12 protein-coding genes are annotated in these 17,000 nt (G+C 69.8%); 4 read left to right on the top strand and 8 right to left on the bottom strand.

Annotation, left to right across the window (positions count from 1 at the left end; translation table 11 throughout):
• Positions 1–9: 9 nt before the first annotated feature.
• Positions 10–996: a LacI family DNA-binding transcriptional regulator gene (locus ACFYL6_RS15885; protein WP_387171700.1), complete on the top strand. Its 987-nt coding sequence runs from the start codon at positions 10–12 to the stop codon at positions 994–996.
• 411 nt (positions 997–1,407) lie between these two features.
• Here ACFYL6_RS15885 and ACFYL6_RS15880 read toward each other — a convergent pair whose 3' ends face one another.
• Positions 1,408–1,905 (bottom strand): winged helix-turn-helix transcriptional regulator, encoded by a 498-nt coding sequence (locus tag ACFYL6_RS15880; protein WP_387171698.1) that lies wholly within the window; start codon positions 1,903–1,905, stop codon positions 1,408–1,410.
• A 102-nt stretch (positions 1,906–2,007) separates the two neighbouring features.
• Here ACFYL6_RS15880 and ACFYL6_RS15875 point away from each other — a divergent pair, with 102 nt between their 5' ends.
• Together ACFYL6_RS15875 and ACFYL6_RS15870 are read left to right on the top strand one after the other, a co-directional pair.
• Positions 2,008–3,453: an MFS transporter gene (locus tag ACFYL6_RS15875; protein WP_387171696.1), complete on the top strand. Its 1,446-nt coding sequence runs from the start codon at positions 2,008–2,010 to the stop codon at positions 3,451–3,453.
• A gap of 18 nt (positions 3,454–3,471) precedes the next feature.
• Complete coding sequence (locus ACFYL6_RS15870; protein ID WP_387171694.1) at positions 3,472–3,957, top strand: pyridoxamine 5'-phosphate oxidase family protein; 486 nt, start codon at positions 3,472–3,474, stop codon at positions 3,955–3,957.
• Between the two features lie 390 nt (positions 3,958–4,347).
• On the opposite strand, the gene ACFYL6_RS15865 is transcribed toward ACFYL6_RS15870, so the two are convergent.
• A complete protein-coding gene (locus ACFYL6_RS15865; protein ID WP_387171693.1) occupies positions 4,348–4,581 on the bottom strand; it encodes a cold-shock protein in 234 nt (77 codons plus the stop codon).
• Between the two features lie 218 nt (positions 4,582–4,799).
• On the opposite strand from ACFYL6_RS15865, the gene ACFYL6_RS15860 reads away from it, so the two are divergent.
• Entirely contained in the window at positions 4,800–5,159 is a 360-nt protein-coding gene (locus ACFYL6_RS15860) for a hypothetical protein (RefSeq protein WP_387171691.1), read from the top strand.
• A gap of 1,116 nt (positions 5,160–6,275) precedes the next feature.
• Here the strand turns inward: ACFYL6_RS15860 and ACFYL6_RS15855 are convergent.
• The 6 genes from ACFYL6_RS15855 to ACFYL6_RS15830 all read right to left on the bottom strand — a co-directional run bounded on the left by ACFYL6_RS15855 (position 6,276) and on the right by ACFYL6_RS15830 (position 16,928).
• A complete protein-coding gene (locus ACFYL6_RS15855; RefSeq protein WP_387171689.1) occupies positions 6,276–9,578 on the bottom strand; it encodes a BTAD domain-containing putative transcriptional regulator in 3,303 nt (1,100 codons plus the stop codon).
• Between the two features lie 137 nt (positions 9,579–9,715).
• Positions 9,716–12,901 carry a hypothetical protein gene (locus ACFYL6_RS15850; protein ID WP_387171687.1) on the bottom strand — a complete coding sequence of 1,062 codons (3,186 nt, stop codon included), beginning with the start codon at positions 12,899–12,901 and terminating at the stop codon, positions 9,716–9,718.
• A gap of 29 nt (positions 12,902–12,930) precedes the next feature.
• Positions 12,931–13,710 (bottom strand): hypothetical protein, encoded by a 780-nt coding sequence (locus ACFYL6_RS15845; protein ID WP_387171685.1) that lies wholly within the window; start codon positions 13,708–13,710, stop codon positions 12,931–12,933.
• Between the two features lie 356 nt (positions 13,711–14,066).
• The gene (locus ACFYL6_RS15840; RefSeq protein WP_387171683.1) at positions 14,067–14,225 is read right to left on the bottom strand and encodes a hypothetical protein; all 159 of its coding nucleotides are present in this window, start codon (positions 14,223–14,225) and stop codon (positions 14,067–14,069) included.
• Positions 14,226–14,285: 60 nt separating this feature from the next.
• Complete coding sequence (locus tag ACFYL6_RS15835) at positions 14,286–15,440, bottom strand: hypothetical protein (protein ID WP_387171681.1); 1,155 nt, start codon at positions 15,438–15,440, stop codon at positions 14,286–14,288.
• Between the two features lie 312 nt (positions 15,441–15,752).
• The gene (locus tag ACFYL6_RS15830) at positions 15,753–16,928 is read right to left on the bottom strand and encodes a hypothetical protein (protein WP_387171679.1); all 1,176 of its coding nucleotides are present in this window, start codon (positions 16,926–16,928) and stop codon (positions 15,753–15,755) included.
• Positions 16,929–17,000: the final 72 nt, after the last annotated feature.

Here is a 17,000-nt window from a genome sequence, read left to right as displayed (position 1 = left end):
GAGGGCCGCGTGACCATCAACGACATCGCTGCCCTCACCGGCGTTGCCGCCTCCACCGTGTCCCGGGCGCTGAGCCGGCCCAACCGGGTCAACCGGATCACCCGGGAACGCATCCAGGCCGCCGCCCGCGAGCTGAACTACGTACCCAACACCCAGGCGCGGGCGCTGTCGTCGGGGCGTACCGAAACGGTCGCCCTGCTCGTTTCGGACGCGACGAATCCGTTCTACTTCGGACTGATCCGCGGCGCGCAGCAACAACTGCGCGCCGCCGGCCACGCCCTGCTGCTGATCGACACCGAGGACTCGGCCGAGCTGGAGAACCATCTGCTGCACAAGGTGCGCCGGTCGGTCGACGGGGTGATCCTCGCCGCCTCCCGCCTTCCCGAGCAGACCCTCTCCGTCATCGCCGCCGAACTGCCGGTCGTCACCGTCAACCGCAACGTCCCCCGGGTGCGCAGCGTCGTCATCGACAGCCCGGACGGGGTGATGCAGGCCGTCGAGCACCTGGTCTCGCTGGACCACCGGGCGATCGCGTACGTCGCCGGACCGCCGTCGTCCTGGGCCAACGAGGCCCGGTGGCGGGCGATGCGGACCGCGATGGCCCGACACGGCCTCACCGCGGCCCGCGTCGGACCGTTCGGCGTGTCCCGCAGCTCCGGGTCGGTCGCCGCGGACGCGCTGCTGAACACCGGCGCCACCGCCGGCATCACCTTCAACGACCTGCTGGCGATCGGCATCCTGCGGCGGCTGGCCGAACGCGGCGTCGACGTCCCCGGCGAGATCAGCGTGGTGGGCTGCGACGACATCTTCGGCGCCGACTTCTGCAGCCCCCCGCTGACCACCCTCACCGCGCCGATCGAACAGGCCGGCCGGGTGGCGGTGTCGATGCTGCTGGACCACCTTGAGCACCTGGGGGAAACGCCGTCCCGTCAGACCGTGCTGCTGCCCACGCACCTGACCATCCGGCAGTCCAGCGGGCCGGCCCCGCGCCGGTGACCACTCGCCGGGCCGCCTCTCCCGGACGACCGGCCCCCGTTCACACCCCTCACGAGAAAGGCACCTGCGTGAAGATCGTCGCAGCGGACGTCGTCGTCACCAGCCCCGACAACCGCACGTAAGACGCAGATCGCCGGCGATTTGGATCCCGAATCCCGCTACAGCTCGTCCGACCATTCCCAATGTCGCCCACGAGGAGCATGAGCTGCGGTTCTGCCTTCGTGGTGGCCCTGGTGCTCACGCCGCCGTCGTGCCTATCGCCGATCTGGCTGGCATGACGGGACCGCCGTTGTTCTATCTCGTGCCCTAGGCAACGCTGGGCCTGCTGGCACTGGCGCTGCCGGCCCTTGGTGTGTGACTGGTCCGACTGAGCGGCAACCCCGGCACCGGCCTCCCGGCACCCAGACCTGATCAGCCCCTCCGGCCGGCGAGGACGTCTCGGGCGACGGCGTTTCGCTCGGCGACGTCCTGCTCCGTCGCCTCCCGTTCGAGCACGGCGCGGGCGTCGTACGCCGCTCGGGCGGTCGCGATCTGGTTCTGGTGCTCCTCGGTCCAGGCGACCAGTGCGCGAATGGTGTCGTGCAGGGTGGCGCCCATGGCGGTGAGTTCGTAGTCGACCCGTGGCGGCACCGTCGGGTGGACCGTACGGCTGACGAGGCCGTCGCGTTCCAGGTGGCGCAGGGTCCGGGTGAGCATCCGCTGGCTGATCCCGTCGACCGATCGGCGCAGTTCGGTGAAGCGCAGCCTGCGCCGGTCGAGTAGGGCGATCACCAGGAGCGACCACTTGTCCGCGACCCGGTCGAGGATCTGCCGTACCTCGCAGTCCTCCCGGGTGTCCCACTGGAGAACGTCGTAGTCGCCGTCGGTATCCCGGCAGTAACCGGGGGACTTTGAAGTGCCGTCTTCCATGGATACCGATGCTGCTCGACGATTCTGCTGGTTACAAGAGGGAACCGGCATCCACTTGGGGAACCATGGCCTGTTTCCGCGTTTCCCGAGAGGAGTCGAATGATGTCCACATCGAGCGTCCGGATGGGCGGTCGCGCCTGGGCTGTGCTGCTGGTGCTGTGCGGTGCGATCTTCCTGGAGGGGATCGACGTGGCGATGCTGAACGTCGCGCTGCCCGCGATCCGGTCCGATCTCGGTCTCTCCACCGGGATGCTCAGCGGCGTGGTCAGCGCCTACGTGCTCGGCTACGGCGGGTTCATGCTGCTCGGCGGTCGCGCCGCCGACCTGTTGGGGCGGCGCCGGATGTTCCTGTTCTGGCTGACCGTCTTCCTGATCTTCTCCGGTCTGGGCGGATTTGCCACCGAGGGCTGGACGCTGCTGGTCGCCCGGTTCGCCACCGGGGTCGCGGCGGCGTTCATGGCCCCCGCCGGGTTGTCGCTGCTCACCGGCCTGTTTCCCGAGGGCCCACAGCGCACCAGGGCGCTCGGCGTCTACGCCGGCACGGCGGCCGGCGGATTCTCGCTCGGTCTGGTCGCCGGCGGCCTGCTGACCGCGGTGGGCTGGCGGTGGGTGTTCTTCGCCCCGGTCATCCTGTCCGCGCTGCTCCTGCTGGCCGCGATCCCACTGCTCAAGGATTCGCCTACGCCGGCGCTCCCGACCGGCGGCTTCGACCTCACCGGCGCGTTCAGCATCACCGGCGCGATGTTGCTGCTGGTGTACGGGGTGATCCGACTGGAACACCTGGACAACGGCCAGAACGTCACGATCGCGGTGTTCACCGCCAGTCTGGTGCTGCTGGTGGCCTTCGTGCTGATCGAGCGCCGGTCGGCGAACCCGTTGGTACGGCTTGGCGTCCTGCGCTCAGGACCGCTGGTCCGGGCCAACCTAGGAGCGCTGTTGTTCCTCTTCTCCTTCGCCGGCTTCCAGTTCCTGGCCACCCTCTACCTCCAGGAGATACGCGGCTGGAGCGCGCTGGAGACAGGTCTGGCCATGCTGGTAATCGGTATCGACACGGTGCTCGCCCCCACTCTGACACCCAGGCTGGTGAACCGCTTCGGCAACGTCCGGGTGCTGTTCGGTGGGCTGGTGCTGGCGTCCCTGGCCTACGCGCTCTTCCTGCCGGTCGGGCCCGACTGGACCTATGCCGCCATGCTGCCGACGATGGCCCTGCTCGGCCTGGCCTTCTCGCTCGCGTACGGGCCGTTGACCATGGCCGCCCTCGAAGGGATCGACGAAAGCGAGCACGGACTCGCCGGTGGCCTGCTGTACACGGCCATGCAGTTCGGCACCGCGCTCGGACTGTCGGCGGTGACCGCGGTCAACGTCGCCGCGCTCGCCGACGGCGACTCACCCCAGGCGGGCCTTGACGCACTCCGGGCCGCGCTCATCGTCCCGGTCGCCGCCGCGGTCCTCGGCGCGATCATCACAGCGTTCGGCCTCCGCGCCGCCCGTACGGCCGCCGAGCCCGTCCCCACACCCGCACTCGTTGGCGGCGAGAGCTCGGTCTGACCTCGACTGGAGAATCCGATGGCCACCGAAGTGAAGCGGTTCGCCGCGATCCAGGACCAGTTCAACACCTACATCGGCGACATCGTCTACGCCACCATGACCACCGTCGACAGGATGGGGCGCCCACGGGCCCGGGTGCTGATCCCGGTCTGGGAGATCGTCGACGGGCAGCCCGTCGGGTGGCTGGCCACCTACAAGACCCCGGTCAAGGCGGCCCATCTGGCCAACAATCCCCACACCACCTTCTCCTACTGGACCGCGCGCCAGAACGCGGTCGCCATCGATACCGTCGCCAAGTGGGTCGACGACCTGGAAACCAAGCGTCACGTCTGGCACCTCTACCGCCAGACCAGCCCGCAGGGAGCCGGGTACGACCTGGGTCAGTTCTGGCAGGGGCCCGCTGATCCCAAGCTCCACGTACTGCACCTGGCGCCGTGGCGGGTCCAGGTCATCCGCGGCACCGACCTGCACAGCCAGATCTGGCAACCCAACAACGTCCGCTGAGTACCCTGGCCCATGACCTCGTCGGTGCACCTGATCCCGCCTGTTCAGTCACCGTCGGGACGGTCGCCGCCGTACTCCGCAGTTCAGCGGGGATGCCTTGCGGCTGGGTAGCTGCCCGCCGACGAGGATCCGTGAGCGTGCCAACCGGTGGCGTCGACCTCGCGGTCGCCAGACGATGTCCTGCGTGCGGGAGATGACCTCGCCGAACGTCGATTGACCGGGGCATAAGAGATGACACCGGCACCGCCTGTCCGGATCGGCCTAGTACGGCAGCCCGGGTTCGTTATGTAGATGGCCAGCGATGAGCAGAGCGTGGTTCGGCATGCGAGGGCGGGTGGTTGTGTCCTTGGACCTGACCTGGTGTTCGGGGGCGTCGGCTCGCTGTTGGGTTTACGGAATGACGCGGACGGCGCGGTAGTCGTAGCCATCCTGGCCAGGGGATTCCCAGTCGAGTCGTACTACTTGTCCCGGGGTCAGGGCGCGGTAACCGGGCATGTCGATGTGGCTGAAGTGCACCCAGCACCCGCCGGGCGTATCGGGTGAGTCGACGACTCCCCAGCCCTCTTCGTCTCGCCACTCGCGCGTGGTGGCTGTTGTTGTGCCGATGCGCTCGCGGTCAGTCACGTGGCAGATCGTAGGGATCTGGCGTGCTGGCCCGCAATGTAGTTGCGGCTTCGCGGTGCCGATCATGGCGGGGTGGGTCGCGCGCCAATGTCGCGACTTGCCCGGACGTTGACTCGGTGTGTTGGCGAGCATAGAGGCGGCCGCCGAATGATCATCGATGACTTGTCTTCTACCGCTGCTGGACACCCCAGCCGGTACCGCTGCGGACCCTGGGCCGGGTGGCCGGCACCCGCTGGAACGTCGAGACCTGTTTCCAAACCGGCAAGACAATCGGCTTGGACGAGCCGCAGGTACGCCGCTGGGTCTCCTGGTACCGGCACGTCACGCTGGTCATGCTCGCCCACGCCATCCTTACCGTGATCGCCGCCCGCGAGCGCGAGCGCCACACCGATCAGATACTGATCCCGTTGACGTTCAACGAGATCCGACGACTCTTCACCCGGATGATCACCAACACGATCCACAGCCTCGACCACTGGCTGCACTGGTCGACCTGGCGGCGCCGGCACCAAGCCCGCGCCAAGACCAGCCACTACCGCCGACGCGGACAGCTTATCCATCAATCGACATCTACATAACGAACCCGGGCTGTCGTACTAGCACCACGAGCAGGACCTCTACCCCGCGCAAAGCCACCACGGACATGCCCTTCCGAACCACCCTCTCATGACAGGCAGCCCGCGGGTAGCGGTCGAGACAACGTGTTCGGAACTGTTCCGCACAGCTCAAGCCCTTCCTCGCCTCATCAGCCGTAGACCAGGCTAAGCGCCAGGTCGATGTAGCCCATGCAGGACGTCTCCGTCCTGTGCGTCTCAACATGAGAGGGAGGTAAGGGATGAGCATCCTCACCAAGCGGAAAGTGTCAGCGACAGCGATCCTGACGGGACTGGCACTCATGGGAGGCATGGCGGCCACACCGGCTACGGCCGGCCCAATCGCCAAACCGGTAGAAAGCAAATCGGTCGTCGCTTGGGATTGGTTTTACAACGGCTCCTACCCTAGCCGTGGGACGTGTGATGTAGCGGCCAATAACTACTGGAACAACAAAGGTATTCGCGGCCAGTGTCGTGGACCTATGGCGGGGGGCGAGTTCCACCTTTACATCTGGCTTCCCAGTTAGTCCGAAGCCGGTCTAGACCCACTACCGGTTACTCTGCTGTTTGGGGTCGTTGTAGTGGTGTACCGCGTGCTGGTCAGGTGAAGTCGTCGGGTGAGCGCCTGTGGATCGGATCGCGGTCGGGGTGCTCACCCGGACGCTTCCGCGGGCTCCACGGATCCGTGATATCGGAGTACGGATGCACTCCTGCTCAAGCCGCAACGAAGGTGCCAAGACATCATCGAGGAGGTCACCGACGAGCGACTGTTCTTCTGCGATGAGCTGGGAGAGTGTACGGCGAGTCTGACTGGGCTCGGATCCTCCAATGTCCACAGTGGGCCAGCAACGTTTTTCGCTCCATGAGTATCGAATGTGCATGGGGAAATATTCCCGGGTTCTTCAATCACCACCGCTTCGTGATGCCCGTGCCGGTCATAAGATGTCGGCACGCCCAAATCGTTGTGCGACGTCACTTCGACGGAAATGGCGTCAGCCGAATAGTGCATTTGTTAATCGACGTGTATCGCAAAATCGCCTGAACGGTCGGCGCCGGTGGGACGATCCGGCTGCCCGGTCGCTGGCCCACGCGGCGACGTCGTCAACCGGCGGCGCTCGTCGCCCACGGCACCGCGCCGACCCGCCGTGCAAGGCTCAGCCCGTCGGCTCGGTGCCGACCCGCCGCCAACGGGTCGTCGAGCAGGTCGGCCAGCGCCGCCAACGTGTTGTCGACAGGACCCAGCGACAGCGAACCAGTTTCGAGACCCGCGAAACACCCCCGCCACGGCGTCAGTTCGGCATAGGACTTGCGGGCGACCGTCCGGTTCCCGAGCCGGGCGGCGACCTCCCCGCGCACGCAGGCCCACAGCAGCCAGAAGTAGTCGGGCCGGATCGGCAGCTCCGGCTTCCACACGGCGCGCGCCTGCTCCAGATCGCCGGCCTCCACCAGGGCCAGGGCGAGCAGGTCGTGGCTGTCCTGGGGCACCCGGGCGTGCACCTGCCGCAGCTCGGGCACCGACTGGGCCGCGCCACCCCCGGTCAGCCCTACGACGAACCGGCCGAGCATCCCCATCGCCTGCGCGTTGGGCCCGCCAACCTGTTCCATCCGCGTCGCGGCCTCGCCGTAGCGCCGCAGGGCGAGCGGATAGTCCCCCGCGAGCAACGCGGTCAGCCCATCGAACCAGGACAGCACGGCCAGCATCAGTGCCAGTTGTCCGGTGTTGGCCTGCTCCACCGCCTTGTCGACGTGCCGGCGAGCGTCGACGAGGTCGGCCCGGTGCAGCGCCGCCTGGAAGAGGATGTGATGAGCCTGGGCCCGGTACCCGGTCAGCCCGTGGGCAGTGGCCACCCGCAGCATCTCCTCGCCGACGGCCGGCAGCTCGGCACGCCGGGCCGGCGCCATCACGGGGAAGTAGCGGGCGTTTAGCGCCCGACACAGCAGCCCTGGCTGCCCCGACTCGCGCGCCAGCGAGAGAGCCTCGCGGCTGGCCTCGTCGGCCCGGTCGTCGTCGGCGCCCTCCACCTCGAAGACCAGGGTGCACAGCAGCTCGCAGCGGGACACCGGGGCGTCCGAACCGAGAGCAGCGAGCGCGGCCTCGACGGCGGCGACGAACTTCGTGTCGACCGCGCGGTCCGGCCGGACGGTCCAGGCGACCGGGGCATCCAGGCAGGTCAGTGCCCGACGCAGGGCGGATGGATCGGCGGCCATGGCCGCCAGCGCGACGGCCTCGCCGCGTACCTGCCGGGCGGTGAGGATGTCGCCGGCGCGGGCGGTTGCCGCGGCTCGCGCACACCAGCCCGCCAGCCGGGTCGCCAGGGGCGTCTCGGGCAGCAGCGCAATCGCCCGGCCCACCCCCGACCACAATGCGGCAGCCTCTCGGGGCGCGTCCAGATCGGTGGCGTGGTGGGCGGCGGCGGTGGTGTAACGCAACGCCCGCTCGGCGGTGGACGTGGAGAGCCCGGCCAGGGCGTGCCGGCCCAGGCCGGCCACGTCGTGGGGCCGACGCCGTTCCAGGGCCTCCAGGGCACGGTGGTGCGCGCGGGTGCGACGCAGCAGCGGAATGTCCTGGTAGAGGGCGTCGCGCATCACCGCGTGCGCGAACCGGACCCGCCCGGGAGCGGGTTCGACGAGCAGCCCGGCCAGCAGCCCGGCCTCCAACCCGTCCAGCACCGTCTCCTCCGGGCCGCCCACCACCTCGATCAGCAGGTCGACATCGACCTCCTGGCCGATCACCGAGGCGGTCCGCAATGTCGACCGGGCGGCTGCCGGCAGCCGGGCCAGCCGGCGGCGCAACACGTGCCGCAGACCGACCGGCACCCCGGCGACGGCCGCCGCCGGTCCCTCCGCGGCGATCAGCCGGGCCGTCTCGGTGACATAGAGCGGGTTGCCGCCGGTGCGTTGCCAGACCGCGCGGACCACGTCCGGGCCCACCATCCCCGCGCCGTGGCGCCGCAGCAGCTCCGCGACGTCGGTCTCGGACAGACCGGCGAGGACAACGTCCTCACCACACCCCCCGGTCAGCGCGCCACGGGCGGCGACCAGGTCGGCGTTCACCTCGTGGGGACGGTAGGTGGCCACCACCAGTACCGGCCGGTCGACCAACGCGACGGCCAGGTGCCGCAGCACCTGGAGGGTCTCCCCATCGGCACAGTGAACGTCGTCGAGGACCAGCAGCAGCGGCCCGCCAGCGGCGACGGTGCCGAGGTAGTCGCCGACCGCCCTCCGGAGGTGGAATTCGCCGCCCGTCGGCAGCGGGGCGCCGCCCTCGCTGAGCAGCGTGGCGAGCCGGTCGGCCTGCGCGGGTGCCGGCGGAGCGGTGGTCTGCAACGCGCGCAGCACCTCACCCCAGGCCCAGGCCGGCGGGGCCCCGTCCAGCTCGGGGCAGCGGCCGACGGCCGTCCGCCAACCGTCGGCCGTCAACTGCCCGACCAGCAGCCGACCGAGGGTCGACTTTCCCGCGCCGGCGTCGCCCAGCACCCAGGACATCCGGAATCCGCTCCGGACGGCGTACGCGGCGGCCTCGCGCAGCCGGGCCAACTCATCTGGTCGGGGCAGCGGGTCCCCGTCCACCGGAGCGGACGCCACGACTGCGGCGGGGAATCGCGGCGCGGCGAGCCGGAGGTGCGTGGCAGGCGTCGGCCGTTCCAGGGAGGGCGCCTGCTGCAGCAGATCCGTCTCGAGGGCCCGCAGGCCGGGGCTCGGGTCGACGCCGAGCTGGTCGGCCAGTTCGGTGCGCAGCCGCCGGAGCACGGCCAGCGCGTCGGCCTGCCGGCCCGATCGGTACAGGGTCAGGGCCAGGAGGGCGACCGCCTGTTCCCGCAGCGGATGCGCCCGGACGTGCCGCTCCAGCTCGGGCGCGACCTGTTCGGCCCGGCCCAACGCCAGCGCCGCCCGGGCCCGGTGTTCGATGGCGACCAGACGGAACTCGGCCAGCCGGGCCGACTCCGCGGCGGCCCAGCCCTCGTCGGTGAACTCCACGTAGGCCGGGCCGCGCCAGCAAGCCAGCTCCACGTCAAGCCGACGGTACGCCTCCTCGGGATCCGCATCGAGCACGGCCATCGCCGAGCGGGTCGACGCCTCGAACCGCCCCGCGTCGAGCTGCTCCGCCCGCAGCCGCAGCGCGTAGCCGGGCGCGGCGGTGACGATCACCTGTGCGGGGCTGCGGGGCGGCCGGTCCGGCTCGAGGGCCCGACGCAGGTTGGACACGTACACCTGAAGTGCCGCCTGGGCGCGCGGTGGCGGGTCGCCGGCCCACAGGTCCTCGATGAGCCGGTCCACCGGAACCACCTGATCGACCATGATGGCCAGTCGGGCCAGCACGGCACGCTGCCGCAGCGGACCGAGTTCCACGGGCACGTCGCCGCGCCACGCCCGCAGCGGACCGAGGACCCCGATTCTCAGCACGGGCAGGAGCGTAGGTCAGTGCGGCGGCACGTGCAGACAACTGGCGGACAGTCCCCGCGGCCGGGGGCATCAGCCCGCGTACGGGCGACGGACCCACACCGAGCTGGTGCGGGCCCGCCGCGTCGTGCCGACCCCGATCAGTGCAGGTGTTCGTTGGTGATCCGCAGGAGGTTGGTGACGGTGGTGACCTCCGGAATGCCCTCCCGGTGCCGGCCGCCGGCGATCTCCGCCGACCAGTGGGCGTACCGGCCGGCCAGCTCATTGGTCCGGTCACCGGCGACGGCGTATACGCACCGGCCCAGCGGGTCGACCGGCGCGTTGGGCCGGTCGACCTGCCCACACGCGAAGTACGGGTTCTGGCCCTGCTTCGGGTCGAACCCGGAATTCAGGCCCTGGCAGGGATCCCAGTCGACGGCCTGCGCGCAGCCGGCGTAGTTGCTCACCGCCTGGGCGTACGCCGTCTGGAGGTAACGCCGGCCCGTGTCGCCGTTGAGGTCGCCACGCGGCGCGGTGTAGTCGCCGGGCAGCGAGCGGTCACCGAACAGGACGAGGTGCATCATCTCGTCCCGGTCGAGCGCGCTCGCCCAGCCCAACTGGGTGAACGCCTGCAACAGTCGAACGGACTCGGCGAGCTGGCGGCCCTTCTCCCACAACGTCTGCGAGACGGCCCAGGTGGTGACGGGCGGGGCCTCGACACCGGTGCCGACGGCCGCCACCCGGTAGAAGTACTTCTGCCGTCCGGAGAGCATCGACCGGGTACGCGCAAGTGTGTCGTTGTCGACCTGGGGATGGGTGGTGACGGTGCCCTGGGTCTGCAGTGCGTTGAGGTACTGCGGCCACTGGGTGAGCACGTAGTCCGACGGGCTGTGGCACTCGGTGTCGGGGTAGGGCCCGCTGCCGTTGTAGATCTCGCAGTAGACGCCGACCGGCCGGGTCGTGGTGACACTGCGCACGTCCTGCCAGGTCTCACTGCCGCCCTGCTTCACCTGGTGGCGCAGAGTGATCTTCAGGTCGCCGGAGTAGATCTCGTACTTGGGCCTGATGGTCTCCTTGACGTTGACGAAGTCGCCCTCGATACAGGTGCGCAGCGTCGGCCGGTAGCTGGGCGGCGCCGCGTATGCCAGCAGGTCGTAGTAGGCGGGCAGGTCCGAGTTGCGCAGCGTGGCGGGGACCGACCAGGCAGGCATACCGATGTCGCCGACCCGGCAGGGCGTCAGGCCGGGCGCGTCCGGGATCTGCGCCGCCGCGGGCAGCGCCTGGTCGGGGGCACCCCACAGGTCGTACGTCCGGTCGTTGCCGGCGGCCGGGTAGGCGGGGTCGGCCTGGTTCCAGCGGACGGCGCGCCCCACGTCGTCGAGCGCGTCGGACCACCCGTCGAGAGCGGCCCGGTAGTCGGCGACAAGCCGGGTGAACAGCTCGTTGGTGGCACCACCGGCGCCCGGGTTGCTGAACTGCCGCACCCGCTGATTGACCCGGTCCCCCGCGTCGAAGGTGCCGGCGGTGTGCTCCGCCGTGACCGCCGCCGCGAACTGCGGGTTCTCCAGCTGCATGACGAGGTTCGCGCGGGCGCCGATCAGCCAGGCGGACGGGTTCGCCACGCCGCTGACCGCCTGGTCGCCGGTGGCCGGCCGCAGCGGAACGCCCTTGGCCGCCGCCCACCCGGCGAGGTAGTCGATCGCGCCGTTGGGCAAATGGAGGTCGAGGACGTTGACCGGGTTCGCGGTCGACGTGCCCGCGGGCACCACGAACGGGGCCTTCTTCGCGGCCGTCGTCGCGAACGTCCGGGTCGGCGAGTCCACCTCGTCGAAGTACTCGGCCACCGACCCGATCGCGCCACCGTCGACGCGGACGGCCCGATGCAGGTAGCGGTCGGTGGCGTCGTCGACGTCGTCCGCGGCCAACTGTTCGAAGGCAGCCTGGTTGGCCAGCGCCATCTGGTCGATCTTCTGATCCATCGTGTGGAGCTGGTCCCCGATCACGCCGAGGATCCGCTTGACCTCCCTGACGTCCTGGCCCAACAGACCGAGCTGGGTGCTCAGGCCGTCGTACATCGCGGTGAGTTTCGCGTCGACCCGGTCGAATCGGTCGCCGATGCCCTCGGCCATCCGCCGGACCTGCTCGCTGAGCCCCTTGATTTGCTTGCTGATCATCTGATCCGGTGACTCCTGGCCCATGAACAGCGGCAGCAGGGCCATCCCGGCACCGATGAAGTTGCCGGTCAGCGAGAGGGCGGCGGCGGCCGACGCGGCGCCGGTGAGCTGACCCGAGGCGATCGTCATCTCGTAAGAGATCACCGAGGTCACCGATTTGACCAGCGCGTCACCGACCGTCTTGACGGTCTTGGCGAACTTCGGGTCGTAGATCCCCCCGATGTCGCCGAGGACCACGGTCAGCAGACTGCCAGCCTCGCTGACCAGCTTCTTGGCGTCCTCGGCCGACTTCTTGGCCGCCGCCTCCTCCGCCGGGGTCGGCTTGGCGCCCTCGATCGGGAACTTCGCGTTGAGGGCGGTCGCGGCGGTGATCCGGTCGTTCGCCAACGCCTCCAGCGCGTCGAACTGCGACTGCACCGCCGTGCGTACGGCAACGGAGAACGCCGCCTCGTCGTCCTTCTTGGCCAGGATGCCCGGCAGGTCGACCCGGCTCGCGAACGCCGGTAGTGCCATCAGGTCCTGCGCCGGGGTGTCCAGCCGGACCGACAGGCGCGCCGCGTAGGTGCCGTCCCACGCCGCGCGCAGCTCCGCGTCGGTGGACGCGGCCCGGTGCAACCGCTTCCAGGCTCCGGCGAGCCGCCCCGGCGCCGACACCTCCCACAGGAAGTTCTGGCTGCCGGTACGCACCTGCTCGGTCGGTGTGACCACCGCGCCGAGTTCCTCCCCGGTGGTGGCGGTCAGCAGGGCGCGCAGGCTGGGCCCGCGCACCTCGGCCCGGTCCAGCGCGGCCTGCGCCGGGTCCTGGTCGACAGCGACCGCGAGCAACCCCGCGGTGGCGGCCGTGAACGCGGCGAGCCCCTCGGACGAGCCGACGCCGGACACGGCCGCCCGCACGGCCGCGTCGGTGCGTCCGAGGTGGCGGACCACCTGCGTGCTTTCCACGTTCGGATGGGCCGCTCGCCAGTCGACGATCTCCGCGGCCACGACGGCGTCGACCACGCCCGCGACGCCGGTCGCGCGCGACTGCACCGCTGCGGCATACAGACTGTCGTGCAGGGCCGCCTCGTCGATCGGAACCGGCGCGGCGTAGCCGGGGACCGCGTACGTCGACACCGCCACGACGACCCCGACGGCCGCGGCACCCACGCGCCTGCGGATTCTGCCTGGTCTCACCTGCGAACCTCCCTCATCTCCCATGGTGGTCACGGCGCCGTGACCCCGCCGCTGAGCGACTCCGAGGTGATCTCGCCGACTCTGCTGTTCACGAGCACCTGGAAATGGGTGTTGGCGTCCTGGTCGGAAAGCACCAGCGACATCCGTCCGGTACCGGGCTGCGCCGCGACGACGAAGGACTCACTCATCGGCTCCTGCCAGGAGTAGTTGCCCTCCCAGTGCCGACGCAGGTAGCTGAGCGTGACCAGGTAGGACGTCTCGTCGGTCGCGTTGTCGGTCCAGCCCAGTCGCAGGGTGCTGCGGTTGTAGGCGCTCTCGGCCGTCGACAGCAGGTCGGTCGGCTTCGACGGCCGGGAGCTGACGCAGCCCAGCGGCACGGCCGACGCCACCGGTGTGCTGCCGTCGGGCACGTTGCGTGCGGTCGCGCACAGCCGACGGACCGGCCCGGTCGGCGGGACGACGACGGTGTGGGTGAACCCGAATGGTCCGGCCGGCAGCCAGGTCCGGAAGTCGATGGCCGGCTTCGACGCGACCAGGGTTCCGTCGAAGGTGATGTCCACGGTGACCGGCCACCCGTTGCTGTCGGTGGCCCAGCCGGTGATGCCGAGGACACCGTTGTTCTGTGGCCCGGTGGCCTGGGCGGTCCCGGTGGGTGCCTTGTCGGTCGGCGTCGGTGGTGGCGGTGGTGGCGGGGGCTCGCAGCCCAGCGGATTGGTTTCACAGATCGGGACGGCGCTGGCCGCGCCCGGCGTCGTCAGCACTCCGAGCGTCGTGAGGAGGGCTGCCGCCCCCGCAAGCGTGCGTTTCATATGAGGATCAGGCCAGCAGCGACTTGGTGGCCACTTGGCGGCGACTTTGTGCGCCCACCGACGCGTCGGGGTCAGCGACTCCCAGACCGGGCCTTTTCCTGCGACGACGAGGCGCTGCGCATCTACCAGCAGGCCGACCTGCTCGACGAGGTACGGGGTGAGACGATCGCCCCGCCGAGACATCGCTTAGTAAGGGCCGTCGCGCAGTTGAACGCGTAACGAAACACCCCCGCCGCCCCGCTGGGTGGATGATCATGGCGGCACGCCTTCCGTCTATGGCGACACCACGCCACACCGCACGACGACCCTGCAGCACGGGGACACGGGGCACGCGAGGCGGCGAGGGTGCGGCCGCGCTACATCAGACCCTGGCGTAGCCGGTCTCGGCGGCGTCTCTCGTACACCCAGTAGCCGCCGCCCTGCCGGCGTGGGCCGTCCGGGCTCTCCGGGGTGCGACCGCCCAGCGACCCGTTGTCACACGCCTCGGTGATGGTGCCCGCGTAGGCCGCGAGCACCGCGCGGCCCCAAGGCACCGGTACGCGGGCGGCACGCTCGCCGCCCGCGTACCGGACCGGTCAGTTGCCGCCGATCACCACGACGGCGTCCGTGGCCGCCTCGACGCGGTGGATGGGCGTGAAGTCCGCCCGGCTCGAGCTGTCGCTACAGGTGATGATGCCCTCGGCGGTGAGGTCGTCCGTCGCCGAGGTGGCGGTGTTCCACCGCGTGACCGGCCCGCCCGAGTCGCCACTGAGCACCGGACCGTCGCTCGGGTGCCCGGTGTCCGTGTCGACGACAACCGTCGGCGTGCCGTTGCAGTCGGTGTTGTTGGTGTCCCGGACCAGGCCGTACACCAGACCACCGTTGGCGCCGGACAGGTAGACCGCCGACCCGATGGCGGGCCATCCGGTCAACTTCGCCGTCACCGGGTGCGACGTGCTGGTGTCCCGCCCACCGAACCAGGAGTGCCGGCTGAAGTAGGCGCCGTTCTCCCCCGCCAGCATGGCGACGTCCGTGCCCAGGCTGTAGTAGTTCGAGCTGACCCGCAGGTTCCAGCCGCCGTGCCAGAAGTTGCGCTGGTTCGGGCCGCAGTGTCCGGCGGTGGTCACCCAGTTGCTGTTGGTCCCGCCGCGGGTCATCCGGAATCCGGTCGTGCACCACGCGTCCGCGGTACGGGCGTTTCCGGGAACGCTGTTGAACAGTGCCAGCCCACCGTAGTAGGGGACGCTGTCGACCCGGCGGCTCGCCTCGACGGTTCCGGTCTTCGATAGGGACACCCTCGGCGTCAGGGAGGTGGCCTTGACCGCCGCCGCGACGAGGGCCTCGGCGTCGCCGGAGGCGTCGATGACGATCTGCGGTGTCAGGCGGTCCAGCCATACCTGGTGCACACTCCCGGCGCTGCCGCCGGCCCAGGCCCGGGAACTCTTCAACGCCTTCGTGGCGGTCTCCAGCCGCTGCATTGACACCGTCGTGGTCTCGAACCGGACCGGCACCTCGCCCGCCTGTCGGGAACGTGCCGCCACCTCGGCCCGCAGTCGCGCGCCGTCGGCGTTCGCCACCTGCCGGACGACCAGTTGCCCGGTCTTCTCGTCGAAGTACGTGCCGCCCGAGCCCTCCGGACTTCTGGCGGCAATGGCTTCCAGGTGGTGGAACTGCCGGTTCATCGCGTCGACGTCGACGGCCGGGGCGAAACCGGCGAGCGACGGTTGTGCGGCCGCCCGATCCGGGGACACCTTTGCCTGGGCTGCGGACGTCGTACCCGCGACCGCTACGAGTACACAACTGACAAACACCATGCGTCTACGCACGGAACCTCCTGTTGGGGCGATGGGCTCGATGCCGCTACCTTCGCGCGGGATGCCCGCAGTCCGCTTGCAATCCGCCTGCAGTCCGCTTGCAATCCGCCTGCAGTCCGCCTCCCGCCGGATCGCGGTGGCCCCCACCTCGGCCTGCGGAACGCACGAATGCGGGCCCCTCCCGTGGAGGGCCCGCATCCTTTCCCTGTCCGTCTTGGCCGGCCGTCGGGCGACCGGGACCGGCGACGGTCAGAAGATGTTCATGGCGATGCCGTTCGTCAGTGAGGTCGTGCTCTGGACCCCGTCGATCTTGATCGGGTTGCCGGAGACGTGTTTCACGAAGATCCGCATGATGAAGGTCCGGGTTCCGCAGGTCGGGTCGATCGGCACGCCGGTGAGGGCGAAGTTCGCGACGTAGTGGTGGGCGTCGTCGCGAATCGTCTTGCGCGAGGTTGCGGTGCTCGTGGTCCGGCACGTGTGGGCGGTCGGGTCGAGTTGGATGAACTCGAAACGCACGTCGACCACCGCATTCGTCCCGCGCGGCTGCTCGTACGCGTCGATCGCGCTCTTGCATGACGCGGTGCCCGTGTAGCAGGTGGTCAGTTCCAGCGTCGCCAGCGCCTGAGCCGAGGTCGCGTTGGCGGCGGCGTTCCATTTGTGCACCGGGGTGCCGTCGTCGTAGAACACCCAGGCCGTGGACGTGCCGGCGCCGACGTAGGTGCAGGTGCTCGACGTACCGGTGCTGCTGCAGGCGGGGTTCTGCCACCACCGCGCACCCACCTGGTTGGTGTCGCTCACCTCCAGCCAGGTGTCTGTCGCGACGGCGGTCAGGTAGTAGCCGTCGAGCGAGGTGGAGGCCGTGTACCCGTACATGCCGCAGGTGTAGGTGCCCGCCGATGGCGCGGTGAATAGCAGGTCGGCGTAGATCGGCAGGTGCCCAGGCCTGGCGTAATAGGTGGTGTCCGAGCCCTCGTGGTTCCGCGAGGACGTTGATGTGGTGCCGACGACTGCGCCGGCTGGGTTCACACACTTCAGGGTGTTGTTCATCGACACGATCTGCTGCACGCTGCTGGTCGCCTGGAGGCGTCCGCGCACGTGCCGGGATTCACCGGCCGCAAGGGTGACCGTCCTGCTCACCAGACGCTCCTCGACCCGCGAGTGGAAACTGTTCGCGCTGGTCAGCGTCACCCGGGTCACGGGCCCGTCGTCGGCATGCGCGACTGTCGCCGCGGACATGACGACTGACAGAACAGTCAAGACCAGGCTGAGGATCTTCCGCACGTATCGGCTCCTGCCAGTTGATGGGCGAGTCCGGCCACTGTCACGTGACGCGCTTGCAAAAGCCATGCACTCGTCCGCGTCGGCTCGCAAATCGACCTCGACTAGGGAGGCGGGGCGACAGCGCAGCCGTGACGTGGTGAGCATCCCGACCCCTCTGAAGCGCGCCCCGTCCCACAGGTGCGCGGCCGAGCGGGAGAGGGAGTCGTCACGGAGGGC

The organism is Micromonospora sp. NPDC007208 (assembly GCF_042869175.1).
In the GTDB taxonomy this organism is placed as follows: domain Bacteria; phylum Actinomycetota; class Actinomycetes; order Mycobacteriales; family Micromonosporaceae; genus Micromonospora; species Micromonospora foliorum.
The sequence above is the reverse complement of the archived record's forward strand: the minus strand, read 5'-3'. Positions and strand labels throughout refer to the sequence as shown.